The 13,492-nt window shown below is 66.8% G+C and carries 11 protein-coding genes; 5 read left to right on the forward strand and 6 right to left on the reverse strand.

Annotated features, from left to right (window positions below; translation table 11 throughout):
* Window positions 1–239: 239 nt before the first annotated feature.
* The 3 genes from O7604_RS24470 (at window position 240) to O7604_RS24480 (ending at window position 2,091) form a co-directional block, all read left to right on the forward strand.
* The gene (locus tag O7604_RS24470; RefSeq protein ID WP_281577917.1) at window positions 240–1,142 is read left to right on the forward strand and encodes a hypothetical protein; all 903 of its coding nucleotides are present in this window, start codon (window positions 240–242) and stop codon (window positions 1,140–1,142) included.
* 263 nt (window positions 1,143–1,405) lie between these two features.
* Window positions 1,406–1,567, forward strand: a complete 162-nt coding sequence (locus O7604_RS24475) for a hypothetical protein (RefSeq protein WP_281577918.1) — start codon at window positions 1,406–1,408, stop codon at window positions 1,565–1,567.
* Entirely contained in the window at window positions 1,564–2,091 is a 528-nt protein-coding gene (locus tag O7604_RS24480; protein WP_281577919.1) for a hypothetical protein, read from the forward strand. The genes O7604_RS24475 and O7604_RS24480 overlap by 4 nt, the downstream gene beginning before the upstream one ends.
* A gap of 18 nt (window positions 2,092–2,109) precedes the next feature.
* Here the strand turns inward: O7604_RS24480 and O7604_RS24485 are convergent, their stop codons facing one another.
* The 3 genes from O7604_RS24485 to O7604_RS24495 all read right to left on the reverse strand — a co-directional run bounded on the left by O7604_RS24485 (window position 2,110) and on the right by O7604_RS24495 (window position 3,691).
* Window positions 2,110–2,700, reverse strand: a complete 591-nt coding sequence (locus tag O7604_RS24485; RefSeq protein WP_281577920.1) for a hypothetical protein — start codon at window positions 2,698–2,700, stop codon at window positions 2,110–2,112.
* 455 nt (window positions 2,701–3,155) lie between these two features.
* Window positions 3,156–3,407, reverse strand: a complete 252-nt coding sequence (locus O7604_RS24490) for a hypothetical protein (RefSeq protein WP_281577921.1) — start codon at window positions 3,405–3,407, stop codon at window positions 3,156–3,158.
* Entirely contained in the window at window positions 3,404–3,691 is a 288-nt protein-coding gene (locus O7604_RS24495; protein WP_281577922.1) for a DivIVA domain-containing protein, read from the reverse strand. The genes O7604_RS24490 and O7604_RS24495 overlap by 4 nt, the downstream gene beginning before the upstream one ends.
* Window positions 3,692–4,173: 482 nt before the next feature.
* Between O7604_RS24495 and O7604_RS24500 the strand changes: the two genes are divergently transcribed.
* Entirely contained in the window at window positions 4,174–5,055 is an 882-nt protein-coding gene (locus O7604_RS24500) for a helix-turn-helix transcriptional regulator (RefSeq protein ID WP_281577923.1), read from the forward strand.
* On the forward strand, window positions 5,048–5,242 hold the full coding sequence (locus O7604_RS24505; RefSeq protein WP_281577924.1) for a DUF397 domain-containing protein: 195 nt from the start codon (window positions 5,048–5,050) through the stop codon (window positions 5,240–5,242). The genes O7604_RS24500 and O7604_RS24505 overlap by 8 nt, the downstream gene beginning before the upstream one ends.
* 291 nt (window positions 5,243–5,533) lie before the next feature.
* Here the strand turns inward: O7604_RS24505 and O7604_RS24510 are convergent, their stop codons facing one another.
* Genes O7604_RS24510 through O7604_RS24520 form a run of 3 tightly spaced genes read right to left on the reverse strand, consistent with a single transcriptional unit; the run spans window position 5,534 to window position 13,481 of the window.
* On the reverse strand, window positions 5,534–5,746 hold the full coding sequence (locus O7604_RS24510; RefSeq protein ID WP_281577925.1) for a hypothetical protein: 213 nt from the start codon (window positions 5,744–5,746) through the stop codon (window positions 5,534–5,536).
* Window positions 5,747–5,775: 29 nt separating this feature from the next.
* Window positions 5,776–10,683, reverse strand: coding sequence for a class I SAM-dependent DNA methyltransferase (locus O7604_RS24515; RefSeq protein ID WP_281577926.1), 4,908 nt, complete (start codon window positions 10,681–10,683; stop codon window positions 5,776–5,778).
* The gene (locus tag O7604_RS24520) at window positions 10,680–13,481 is read right to left on the reverse strand and encodes an SNF2-related protein (protein ID WP_281577927.1); all 2,802 of its coding nucleotides are present in this window, start codon (window positions 13,479–13,481) and stop codon (window positions 10,680–10,682) included. The genes O7604_RS24515 and O7604_RS24520 overlap by 4 nt, the downstream gene beginning before the upstream one ends.
* Window positions 13,482–13,492 lie beyond the last annotated feature (11 nt).

Consider the following 13,492-nt stretch of genomic DNA (forward strand, 5'->3'; position numbering starts at 1 on the left):
CCATACACCTTCTACCCACATCTCGTTGAGACCACTTCACCGGCGCGCAAAGCCAGCATCCGAGATGCAGAACAACCTACAACCGTACGCAAAAGGTTGACGCCCGTTGATCGTGATCGACCAATCATGCGGATCAGTCAGATCGCCGTACGAACGAAGGAGCCGTTCGTCATCCGGCCAGAACGTTCGGTGAATTCCCGCCGCAGCACGTCCGCCATAGTGTCGACAGCCTCACATACGTGGTCACGCACCCGACGACATCGGAGGCCACCGTGGTCATGCGGCGCACCATCGGCGACTGGTATGCTAACGCGGAGGGCCGCGATTCGGCCGACTTCCGGCGCGACTGGGACAACGACGACCGGCCTGACCGCACTCCCGACTCCTGGCTCGACCGGTTGAAGCCGTCGGAGCGGCCGGCTGCTGTCCGCCCTTCGCGCCGTTCCGCATCCACCTCGCCGGGCAGCCTTCGTGGCACAGTGCCCACCCAACGCGGTTTGGCGGATGCCGCCCGCGAGCTCCAGCGCCGGATGCCCGGCATCAAGGACAAGACGCTCGTCCGGCACCTCCGGCAAAGCGGCTGGCTCGACGTCTCCGAAGAGCAGATACGCAAGGCGCTGCGTGCGAACCCGGCCCGGCTGAGCTCGCAGTCACGAGGAACCACGACGGCGACCACGCCGCCGAGCGCGAACCCGAAGCCGGCGAAGACGAGAACGAAGGACGGCGGGACCATCACGATGATCTACCCGCCCACCGACCCTCCCCCGCCGAAGTCGAAGGCCCGAGGAACCATCGAGGTGGTCTCGCCCTCTCCCGCCACCCGAAAGCCGGCGAAGACCGGCACACCCAGCCGCGAGCGACCCACCTTGGCGGACGTGGTCCGCGAAGTCCAGGCGAGCCGCCCCGGGCTCGGCACAAAGAGGTTGACCCAGGAGGTCAGAGCGCGCGGCTGGCAGGGGGCCACCGAAAAGCAGGTCAAGGCCGCCCGGAAGTCCCTCCCCCCGAGCCCACCCGCGCCCACGCCACCGCCCCGAAGGATCCAGGTTCCGCCCCCGCTTCGGACCGTGCGGACTCCGCGCCCCGACGCCTGCTTTGCGTGTGGCGTCGTGCCTTCACCACTCGGGTCGTGCCGTTGTTCCTGACAACGCCAACCGTTCAGATCAGCCGCCGAACCGTTGCGCCGAGCCGATACAGCGGCCCGGCGCGACGACCGATGGTGTCAAGGTGACATCGGTGGGAGCGGATGAACATGACGTGGTCGCCGAGTGGCCTTTTGTACCGAGTGGACGGACGCTTCTGATCTATCGGCGGCCAGGTGCGCCCGCGTAGCCTGACCCACTGCGGCCGAGCGCGACGTGGCTCAGACCGCCCACCCCACGCGCCTCGACCCCAAGGAGTTCCCGGCATGACCTCGGATGCCCTCGACGGATCGGTTTCGGAAGCAGCCGTACCCGGGCAGCGGGTCCTCGACCTTTTGGACAAGGCCATCGCCGTTCAAAGCCCGCTGGTACGCAAGAACATCGCCCGGGCCGCCAGCGAAACCCGGAGGCGACACCTGAGGAGGTGATCCGCAACCTGGAGCGGATGTACGTCAGCGCCTTGACCGGTACGGGCGCCGCGGTCGGCGGGGCTGCTGCCGCGCCCGGCGTCGGAACGGGCATCGCCCTGGCGCTGTCGGCCGGCGAGGTGCTCTCCTCCCTCGAACTGAGCGCCCTCTTCGCGCTCTCGATCGCCGAAGTCCATGGAGTCGGCATCGACGAAATCGAACGCCGCCGCACCATCGTCATGGGCATCATGCTCGGCGGATCCGGCTCCGCCACCATCACCAAGGTCGCTGAGCGCACGGGGCAACACTGGGGCCGCCAGGTCGTCGCGAAGGTGCCGCTGGAAACGTTGCGGCAGATCAACAAGATCCTGGGCAAGAACTTCATCACGAAGTACGGAACCAAGCAGGGAATCATCGTTCTCGGGCGGGTGGCGCCGTTCGGGATCGGCGCGTTGATCGGTGGCGGTGCCAACGCCGCTATGGCCACCCTCGCGGTAAAGGCCAGCCGCCGCGCGTTCGGCCCGCCCCCGCCGTCGTGGCCATAACGGGGGTACGCGCTGCCGTCAGCCACCGGCCGTCCCGTACGCGCCGCGCTCGACAACGGAGGGCTTGGCCGGAAACTGCGCCAGGTCGGTCCAGTCCTCCAGCGCGGCGACGAGGATCTTCTTGACCTGAGTCTTGGTCTCCTCAAGCGCAAGGTCGATGAAGCACTGGCATCTCGTCAGGTCGTCCCCGTTGATCACGCACAAGAGCACGCCAGCCACCTGTAGTCCCCGGGCCGTCGCGACCATCTTGGCGTCCGATGGCAGCGGGATGCGGGACGCGAGTTCGCGGGCGAACGACTGCACGACCCGATTTCCGCCCAGGAGTGAGGCAAGCCAGGCGGCGACCGCTCCGACCAGGTCGTGCAGCTTCTTCTTGCCCGCCAGGATCGCCCCGGCCAGGCGTGCCAGCAGCTTGCACCGCCTCCGCCGCCGGCGGCTGAAGAGTCGCTTCCAGGTCTCCTCGGTCACGTACTCCGTGGCGCGGTCCGACACGACCTCGACCCACCCGTCGGTGAGGACGGTGGCGCAGAATTCGGCGGCCTTCTGGACCCGCTCCTGATCGCGACGGTCCCTGGCACCACCGCCTACGCCTCGGGGCGCGGCGCTCATGCCGGTGACCCGCCGCCTCGGGTGTGACGCGCGGGCACTCCCCCGCGTCTTCCTCTCCTTGGGATGCCGTGGGCCCGCCTCCGGCATCCCGGGGTGCTTGTGGCAACGAATCCCCGCGATCCGTACAGGGTTCTTGCAGAGGGTGTTGTCCTGGCACCGCGCGCGGCACTTCGGCATCTGACAATCATCACCACGCCCGGCCGGAATGACTGTCAGAAGATATACGGGTGCGCATTCGCGGTTTTCGGAAGTACGTCGTCTTCACGGCCCCGGCATGGGAATTGCATGAGCGTGAATAGCGCGTCGTGGTCTTGTAGAGTTAGGTGTCGTAATTGTTTTGCGGTCACGGTTCCGAAGAATAGTCATGCCAGCGGATAGGCGTTGCGGCGGCGGCTTGGCTTCTCGTGCCTTCATGACCGCTCACTTTTCAGGCCACAGTCGCGTTACCTTGCAGGTCAGCGGCGCAGGCGGCGGGAGCACTCGCCGTCGTGGCCGTCGCGGAGCACGCAGCGCCGACCGCCCGGCATCCGCAGATCGCAGAAGACGCGGTGCCGCAGGGACTGCTTGTCCTCCTCGGAGACGGTCATCTCCCCCGGGTCCATCATCGGCAGCACGGTGATCCACCGGCCGACGACCCGGGCCAGCCGCTGCGCGGCCGGCAGGTCGGCGGCGACGACCGGGAGGTGAATCACGTACCGTCCGCTCACCGCCGACCGCCCTCGGCCTGCTCGGACTGCCACCGGCGCAGCGCGACCTTGATCCGCAAGGTCTCCCGCCGGCTCTGCGCCAGCGCGTCGTAGACGGCAGCCATGTCAACGGCGACCCGGTCGAGGAAGGCGTACACCTCATCGGGGTTGAGGCCGCGGCGCCCGAGCCGGGCGGGCGGGAAGCGGCGCTCACGCACCTGCCACGGCAGCAGACTGGGGTACGCGCGGGAGCGGTACGTCGTCCCGGCGCCCTCGGCGAACGGCCTCTGGTTGCGGACGGTCATAGGTGCCTGCCTTCCTGGTCGTGGATGGGGTGGGTCCACCCGCCCTCCCCGCACGGGCCGACCCACCCCGCCCGAACACCGCAGCTTCGCTCAGCGGTACGGCATCCGGGCTGGTCGGTGAGGGGTTGCTTGGGGAGCGCGGCGGCCGATTCGGGGGCACCTCGGCCGCCGCACTGGCCATCCTGGGACAGTTCCCGGTGAATGAGCAACATTTACGGCCACGATTTCCGCGGTCTGCGCCGATTTTCTTTTCCGGAGCCGCGAGACGTTCCACGGGAAGGCCCGGCAGTGTTGCGCAACGGAAGAGGCAGCCGCTCATGGGAATTGCGTGATGATGACTGGTGTCGGGGGTGTCTTGTATGGTCAGACACGTGAGTCGCTTCGTCAGCACGAAGCGCAAGGCAAGCGCTTTTCAGATAACCGTTCCGCGTTTCACCGATGGCGTCCGGATGTAACAAAACGCAACAAGAAAGGGGTGGCCGATGGCCGACGACATGGGCTCGACAGTCCCCAGGAGACAGCTCGGGCGAGCGCTACGCGACCTGCGCACCGAAGCCCGCATGACCCTCGACGGCGCGGCCGAGGCCATGCAGTGCAGCCGGCAGAAGATGTGGCGCATCGAGACCGGCCTCGGCCCCACCCGCGCCGTCGACGTCAAGGCCATGTGCGAGCTGTACGCCGCCACCCCCGAGCTGACCACCGCCCTCGTCGCCCTGGCCAACGAGACCAAGGCCAAGGGCTGGTGGCACTCCTACGGCGACGCCATCCCCGACTGGTTCGAGCTGTACGTCGGCCTGGAATCCGCCGCCTCCCGCCTACGCGGGTATGACGAGTCGCTGATCCCCGGTCTCCTTCAGACCGAGGCGTACGCCCGAGGCGTCTTCCAGAACCGCACGGACATGAGCGATGACGACTTGGAGCAGTTCATCAGTGTGCGACTTCAGCGACAGGGTCTCCTGCGGCGACGCCTGCCAAAGGCACCCACGCTCAGCTCCGTGCTCGCCGAGTCGCTGCTGATCAAGCAAGTTGGCGACCGAGCGGTGATGGCCGATCAACTACGACACCTGCTCGACCTCTCCGAGTCGCCGAACATCTCCGTCCGCATCCTGCCCCTGTCCGCAGGAGCGCACTACGGAGCCCTCGCCGGGACCTTCATGATGCTCGACTTCCCGCTGACCAACCGGACCACCCCGGAGCCGTCTGTCGTCTACAGCGAATCCCTCACCGGCGCCCTCTACCTCGACCGTCCCGATGAGATCGCCGCCTACGAAAAAGTGTGGGCCAGCCTCGATCTGCTTGCCCTCGATGAGCAACAATCGAGGCATCTGATCAACAAGATCATCGGAGAGGTTCACCATGGCTAACCTGACCGGCGCCCACTGGCGCAAGAGCACCCGCAGCGGCGACAACGGCGGCGCGTGTGTCGAGGTCGCCGACAACCTCCCCGGCCTCGTCGCCGTACGCGACAGCAAGGACCCGGCCGGGCCGGCTCTCACCTTCTCCCCTACCACTTGGATGAGCTTCGTCCGGGCCACCAAGACCGGCCGCTGAACCACGTCGCCATCGGGAGCGCAGCCAGCAGAGATGCCGGAGGCGCTCCCGTCGTACTGTCGCTCAGGGGCTTGTGTCGCCCTCAGGCTTCGCTGCCCGGTCGAACAGCGACCAACAGCTCCGCCACGCCACCACCTGGGCTGGGTAGATAGCAGTGTGGCGACTATCGGGGTTACGCGGGCGCACGCCTCCGACTCTCGACATGAACTCCTGGTGCCGCTCATCGATTCCCGCTGCGCAGGTCGGCTCCGGGCACGACGTAGAAGTCCCGCCGCCCGTCGGTGACATCCACTAGGACGTGAAGTCAATCGAGGCAGCCGTGGCCTTGTACACGTCTGCAATCATCCATGCGCCCTGGGCGGCGGCCTGAACCGCTGCCCGCCTGCCGTTGATCTTCACAAACGTCTGCGGACCCTCGCGGCTCGCCGAATAGCCCTGCAACAGCGCCTCGGCCACTGCAAGGTGCCGCCCAGCCTGGTGCTTCTGATGGTTGCTCGGAGCCATCTGTTCTCAAAGGGTGAGAAGGGGAAGGACTACGACCGCCAGCCCGCGTCAATCGCATCCTGAAGCCGCTTACTGAATACGGCATGCGCCTGCCGATACTCGTTCTCCCGATCAGCTTTGTAGAACGGCGCAGCATACCCCTCGGGCGGCCGGTTCCGCTCGGGATCGTCCAAGTACGCCATCAACTGTTCGTGATGCTCCTTTGTCTGACCGAAGCCGAAGGTGCTGTGGCTGGCAGCTATTTTTCGGCTTTTTGAATCGAACCACGCCCCGCGATCATAATCTGCTAAAACGGGGTAGCGCGAGCGATAGATTGCAACGAGTTGATTGGCGGTTACGCCAAGCCACACCGAAACTAGGGCATCGATCTCCACCAAGGCAGCACGCCTAGCGCGTTCGGTTCGCAAAGCAGTTTCCCGAGTCCACTCTGCTCTAGCGGTAGCGAGCGGACTTAGGCCAGGCCAGTCCAGTGCCCACGATTCGCGCGACAGCCGATCAAAGTCACACAGTTCCTCCCAGAGCTTTGCGTAAGCTTCAGTCAGGCAACTTAGGCGCAAAACGCGAAGCAGCAGAGCGTTCGCCAACGGGTGATCAACCAGGGCGCCCGGCATGTTTGCTGCGTCAGCTCCACGAAGATCCGCACGGCCGGTTACTCGGAGGATGTAATCCAAGGGCAACGCCGCCCAGAAACCCGCGTTCATGACTGTCTCGCGGTTCGTCGGAAGGGCCAGCGAGTGCACGGAGTCGACGTGCGCGGGTCCAGGGGGAATAAGCGCGGCAAAAAGGGACCTTTCGCCGTCGAAGGATATCCGCCGGCGCCATGCAATGCGGTAGTAGTCCGTGTATCGGCGACCGTCCCACTGATCTTGAAGCCCATGGTATCGGCTCAGATTACAAGCGCGGACATAGTTGGTTGAAGGAACTGCTGATGAAGACAGCTTCGCTGGATCAACCAAATGCCAGTCCTGAATACTGTTACAGGGAACCTTGGGCACCTTGTAGAAGGGCAGCGCAACGGAGAAGTGCGGTCCTTGCAGTATGACATCCGAGAAGTGCACAGGGCTCGCGCTCTCCTCACGAATAACACCCGCCTCCCTAGAACCTCGCTCATGATATCCGCCGCTTATGCGCGGGCCAAGCCAGCCCAGCCGCTGGCCAACGGCAGCAAGAGCAGAGATGGCCCCCTGCTCGTCTAATGTCACGGGATATAGCAGCGGACTTCGAACTACAGGGAGACTATCGTCTCCGAGAAGCCGACTCCACTCGCGAAGCACCCTCTCATCAACAGTGGTCAACCTAGATCGATGCGGCCGGAGCTCCCACGCCCCGTTGTGTTTGATGCCGGGACGATCACCGGAGCCATCATGCGAAAGCGATTCCACCAAGGTCATCGGATGGAACAGCCAACTGGCGTGAACGAAGTTGATGTCTTGTTGACATCCATAGACATTCACGCCATATTGGCGCGTTCCTTGAATCTCTGGAAATAGCTGTTTGCGGTTTGAGAAGTGAGCATGGAACCGGAGATGGCGGTACGTTGCCTCACGTAAAACCCCTTCGTTTGCACCACTGAAATGACTATCAGGATGGATTAGCGCCGCCATCCCTCTCGGAGCCTGGTTACCCCACACCCGCACCATAAAGGCTCGGTAGAGATCCGGCTGTGTGCCGACCAAGAGCTGATACATTCCAGGCGATCCGAAGGCCCGCGCACCGCCGACATTCGTGGTTAGTTCCCGAAGCAGGAACCGCCATCGGCGAGTTTGGAGGGTCTGCTTCTTCCGCTCACGCCACTGCTGCGTCGACTGTCTTCCGGAGAGCACAAACCAGGGATCCAACTCCGCCAACACAAGCGTCTCATCCCAGATTGGACGTACCCACGGCGGGTTGCCGACCTGGAGGTCGAAGCCGCCCTTGGCGAACGCCTGCGCGAACGTCAGCTCCCAGTGGAAGAAGCCCTGCTGCTCCGCGATCCGCTCGGCCGCCAGCAGCCACGGGAACCGGTCGGCCAGCATCCACGGCGAGTCCACACCGATCACCCCGTCGAGCTTCTGCTCAAGCTCACTCATCTCGGCCAGGCTGTCGAGCTTGCGGCCGTAGAAGCGTTCGGTGTTCTCGTCCACGTCGCTGCGCCCGACCAGCGCCTCCGCGAACGTCAGCCAGTCGTCCAGGTTGGTCAGCGGCACCTGCTTGCGGAGCTGTTCGGCCACGGTCATCCGGCGGGTGCCGGTCGCCTTGGTCGGCAGGGTCATCTGCCGTGGCTCCACGTTGCCGAAGATGTCCGGCGTCTCGTATACCACCTGCTCCTCGTACGCCGGAATGTCCTTGACGTGCGACACCTGGACGGGCGCGGCCGGGTATGCCGCCAGGTCCGAGCCGTCGAGCAGGCCGACCTTGTCCAGCGGCCAGAACCACAGCGCGCACCAGACGTCCATCAGGGTCTTGAGCCGCCAGTACGGCGTGCCGGGCGCGGTGAGGTCGGCGAGGATCTTCTCCCGGGGCACCGCCCCGGTGACCGGCGGCAGGTCGTCAGCGCCCCAGACGGCGATGTCGCGGCGGATCTCCCGCTCGGAGATGGCGAGCCGCTGCTGCACCAGCCCCCACAGGAACTCGACCCGCCCGGCCAGCGCCTGCAACCGCTTGACCTGCGAGTTCTTCCCCTTGCCAGACGGCACCCGCTTCATCGCCGTACGCCAGGATTTGAGCTTGGCGGTTTCGGCCGGCGCCAGCTCGCGGGCCTCCTTCTCCCCCGCGACCGCGCCCCACCCGTCGGCGGGGAGCAGGAAGTGGTGGACGGTGTCCTCGTCGATCGGCCCGTCCCGGAACGGCTTCTCCGCCGGGGCCGTGGTAAGCCAGGACTTGTCGGCGAGCTGCTTCGGTTCGTAGGTCTTGCGTCCGCAGCCGATGAGGGAGTTGCCGCGTTGCAGGTGCAGGCCGAACCAGGGCGCCTGGAGGCCGGCGTGCATGACGTTCAGCCAGAGTGAGACTTCGGCCAGCTCGACGGCGGTGCGGTTGAGGTCGACGCCGTAGCTGTTGTGCAGCGCGATGTACGCCTTCACCCGCTGGAGTTCGAGGTGGTACTGCTCCGGGTCCAGGTCGACCTTCAGCTCGCGGGCGCGGCGGCGTAGGTATTCAGCGGCGACCTGGTTGATCGCCTCGTTGAGGAACGCGCCGGAGCCGAGCGCTGGCTCGCAGATCGTCCAGTCCAGCAGCTCCCGCGCCGGGGTGGTGGTGCCGTCCTGGTCGAGGCGGTACTTCAGGGCGAGCTGGACGGTGACCTCGGTCAGCGACTGCGGGGTGTAGTAGGAGGCGCTGGTCTGCCGGTCCCGGCCGGCGAGACGGTAGACGAACGCGCCGGGGGCGTAGCTGACCCGGCTGCGCACACCCGTGTACGGGTCCTCCTTGTAGACGAAGACGCTGTCCTCGTACTCGTCTGCCTTGGAGGCCGGGATCATCCACGAGCCGTCCTTCGGGTCGCCGCCCTTGGCGACCTCGTAGAGCTGCTCGGTGGCGACGAACCCGGTGTAGGACATCAGGCCCTCGTAGACGGCGCCGAGCTGGTTGATGCCGAGCTGGGCGTACGAGATGAAGCCACCGCGGCGCCGCTTCGCGCCCTTGGTCAGCATGAGCCGGCGCAGCACCTGGTAGAGGACCTTGTTGCGCAGCCGGGTGTCGATGATCGGCGCATCCGGGTCGTCCTCGTCGCCGTCCGGTGCGAAGACCCGGCCGATGAGCTTGGTCTTCTCCGGCAGGAACAGGTCCGAGCGCATCGGCTCGAAGCGAAGCCCCTCCCCCTCGCTGGCCTTGTCGTCGACGTCCGCCCCGGCACGCGGGCGGTGGCCGTCGTTGACCATGCGGAACAGCAGGTCCAGCGACTCGTACAGGTGTAAGCCGCCCTCGGCGGAGGGAGCGAGCCGGCGCGAGACCAGGTCACCGACGCGAGCGAGGCTGTAGCCCTCGACGTACTCGCGGTCGTTGACCGGCAGGACGCCCAGTTCGGGCCGGGCTTCGGCGTAGAGCAGGAACAGGATCCGGTAGAGGTAGCGCAACGCCTCCCGCCCGAGTTCCCTGGCCAGTTCGTCGAGCTCCATCACGTCCTGCGGCTGGTAGCCGGCCTGCCGGATGCGGTCGAGGACCTCGTTGGCGATGAGTTCGACGGAGACCTTCAGGCCCTCGCGCAGCTCGCTGGAGACGCCGACAGCGTGCTGGCGGGAGCCGGCGACCAGATCGGCGAGGGGTTCGGTGCCGCCCTCGGCGGGCGGGCGCAGCGAGTCGGCGCCGAACAGCGCGGCGACGACGTCGTACTCCCGGTCGTCGTTGCGGGCGTAGGCGGTGTCCAGGCTGACGGCCAGGTAGCGGCCCTCACCCCAGGCGGTGCGGTCGGCGAGGGTCACCACGCCGCCGCTGAGGATCAGGACGTACCGGGGTTTCGGGTCGTCGGCGGCGAAGAGCCACGACGCGAGCTTGGCACCGGTGTCAATCGTCTCGGTGCCGTTCAGGGTGACCGGGGCGAGCAGGCGGCCGGCGTCGTCCGGGTCCTGCGCGGCCTCGGCGTCGACGGCCCAGCCGCAGCCGAGTGCGACGATGCCGTGCGCGGAGGTGAGCTCCGCGTGCGCGACAGTGATCTGATGCTCCTGGCCGGCGCGCTCGACGGTGATGGTCTGCGGCTGCGGCTCGAAGCCGAGGGCCCGCAGCATGTCCTGGTGCAGCTTGCGCAGCCGCTCCGGGTCGAAGAACTCGTCGTCGGCCAGCTCCGTCTTCGCGTCGAAGTAGGGTCGGCGCAGGCCCCGCAGCCCGGTGCGCGGTGTCTGGTCGCCCGCCTTCTCCCGCTCGGCCCACTGCTTGAGCAGGCCACTCTTCAGGGTGGTGGGCAGGATCTCGGCGAGGTAGTGGGCGGAAAGGTACTCGCCGCGGTTGGTCAGCGCTTCGAAGCTCATGCGGCACTCTCCGGGGACGGGACGAGGACGGCGAGAACCCGCAGCAGCGGATCCCCCGCGGTCTCCAGACGATCGAGCAGATCGTGCTGCTCGGCGACGGTGTTCCGCGCCCGTTCACGGCGCTTCGCACGGTGCGAGGCGGGCAGCTCGTCAAAGATGCTGGCCTGCTCGAAGGTCTGCAGCCGCCGCCGGTAGTGCTCCAACGGTTCGGCGTTCGCCGCATCCCACTCGGCGCGTTCGGCCTCAAGGTGCCGGCGGGCTGCCGCGACGGCCTGCGGCAGGAGCTGACGGAACGGGTCGAGCGCCAGGGCCTCCGCGCGGTTGACCATGGCCGGGCCGACGTTGGCCTCGCGCAGCACCTCGTCCATCGGCCGGATCTCCGGCGCGGCGGGCAGGCCGGAGACGGCCATCCACTGCACCACTGTGGGCTGGCCGAGGCGGTTGGCGTAGACGCCCTGGATCAGGTAGGTCGGCTTGGTCACGTCGGCGGTTAACACCGGGGCCTGCTGGCGGCCGAGCCGAATGAGCACCTTGTCGACGAGCCAGTCGACCATCGGGTGGACGTCGCTGAGGAAGGCGATCTCCGGCCACATCGGGGTCTTGCTCTGCCGGGCCTGGTCGAGCTTGCGCTGGGCGAGTGTGCGGTCGAAGGTGACCTTCAGCCGCAGGTCCTCGCCCTCACGGTGGGCGCGCAGGTAGGAGCGGGGTAGGTCGGTGAGCCGGTGCACCAGGTCGTCGGGGGCGAGGAACGTGAGCAACTCGTCCTCCCGGCGCAGGTCGATGTGGTCCTCGGGCCGGTCCTCGTAGATTTCCCGCAGCGCCGCGTCAACGAAGTCCTCGGTGGAGTCGAAGAGCTTCGGCACCCGGGCCACGGCAACGTCCGTCATGACGGGGGCGGTGCCGACATCTCCGAAGAGGTCGGCCATCACGTCGATCTCGGCGTGGGCAGCCTCGTAGGACTCGTCGATGCTCTTGCCGGCCAGCAGGTCGCGGACCAGCCGGTCCTCCTCGGCCTTGGCGTCGTAGAGACCAGTTGCGGCTTCGACGCTGCCCAGGCTGCGATGGGCCACCGCTTCCCGGTCGAGCAGCTTCTCGGAGACCGTCCGGTCGTCCTTGGCGTCGTCCCGCTCCGAGGTGAGGATGAGCGCGCGGAACTGCGGCTGGTGCTTCTGCCCATACCTGTCGATGCGGCCGTTGCGCTGCTCGATCCGGATCAGGCTCCACGGGATGTCGTAGTGGATCAGGTGATGGCACTGCTGATGCAGGTTGACGCCCTCGGAGGCGACGTCGCCGGTGAACAGCAGCCGCACCTCGCTGCCGGCCAGCTCGAACTCCTGGAGGATGCGCTGCTCGTCCTGGTCGGCGACGCCGCCGTGCAGCACCCGCACGGCGTTCGGCTTGAGGCCGAGCATGCCCGGGACCGTCTCGGCCAGCCACTTGATGGTGGGAACGCGCTCGGAGAACACCACCGCCCTGGTGTCGCTGCCCCTGCCCACGCCGATCTTCTTCAACTCCTCGACAAGCTTTACGAGCTTGCTGGAGTCGTGGTCGGTCATCGCCGAAGTCAGCTCCGCGAGCCGGTCCAGCGCGGCGCGCTCGGCGCCGGTGGCTTTCTTGCGCCGGTTGGTCACCGTCTCGTGCAGCGCCCGGTGCGAGGAGAGGAAAGACTTCAACAACGTGTACGGGAAGAGCCGGTGCTGCCCGGTGACCGCCTCGTCGGTCCACTTGCCGGCCAGCCACACGTCGGTCAGCTCGTCGAAGATTTGCTCCTCGATCGGGCCGGCCGTGCAGTACACCGCCCGGGACGGGCCCCGGTCGGCCCAGCGGTCGCCGATCTGGTCCCGCACCTCCGGGCTGATCTTCGTACGGCGCAGGTAGAGGTGGGCGATGTCCTTGGCCTCGTACTGCTTCTCGTTCGCGATCGCGGCCGGGTCGAGCAGCGAGATCAGCTGCGCGAACGACTCCTTGTCACCGTTGTGCGGAGTGGCGCTGGCGAGCAGCAGGGCATCGGTCTTCGCGGCGAGCCGGCGGGCCAGCTCATTGCGCTTGGTGCCCTTGTTGATGAGGTTGTGCGACTCGTCGATGACCACGACGTCCCAGGTGGTGGCGTCGAGGTGGTGGCCGAACTGGGCGGCGTCCTTGAGCGTGTCGACGGAGATGATGGCCCGCTTGAAGTAGGTGAACGGATTCCGGCCAGCCGGGATCTCCTGCTGGATGCGCTGGATTCCGGTCGAATCCAGTCGCACCAGCGGGATGGCGAACCGGGTCCACAGTTCCCGCTGGAACTGTTCGAGCACCTGCTGCGGTGACACCACCAGGATCCGGTCGCCCCGGCCCCGGCGGATCAACTCGGCGAGGATCAGCCCGATCTCCAAGGTCTTGCCGAGGCCGACCACGTCGGCGAGCAGGATGCGCGGGCGCAGGCCGGACAGGGCCAGTTCGACCGGGCGCTGCTGGTAGGTGAGCGGGTCGAGCAGGAACCGGTCGGCGAGGGCGAGGCCGCGTTCGGTGCGCGGCAGTGGCGTACGCCGCAGCACCGCTTCCAGGAACAGCCTGCTCTGCCGGAACCGCGACGAGGTGTCCACGACGAGTTCCGTCTGCTCGGGAACCAGCGGTGTGATGCCCTCGAGGCCGGTGAAGAATGTCGCCTCGACGTCCTGGACGAATTCCGACACCCCGACAGCCTTGATCATGATGCCGTCGGCGGTGCCGGTCTTGACGCCTCGGACAAGCCACTCCTCGTCCCGGACGACGATGCGGGAGCCCGGGGCGAAGGTGGCGTCCTGGGAGGTGGTCATCGGTGGAGCCT

The sequence above is a fragment of the Micromonospora sp. WMMA1947 genome, from assembly GCF_027497355.1.
Classification (GTDB): Bacteria; Actinomycetota; Actinomycetes; order Mycobacteriales; family Micromonosporaceae; genus Micromonospora.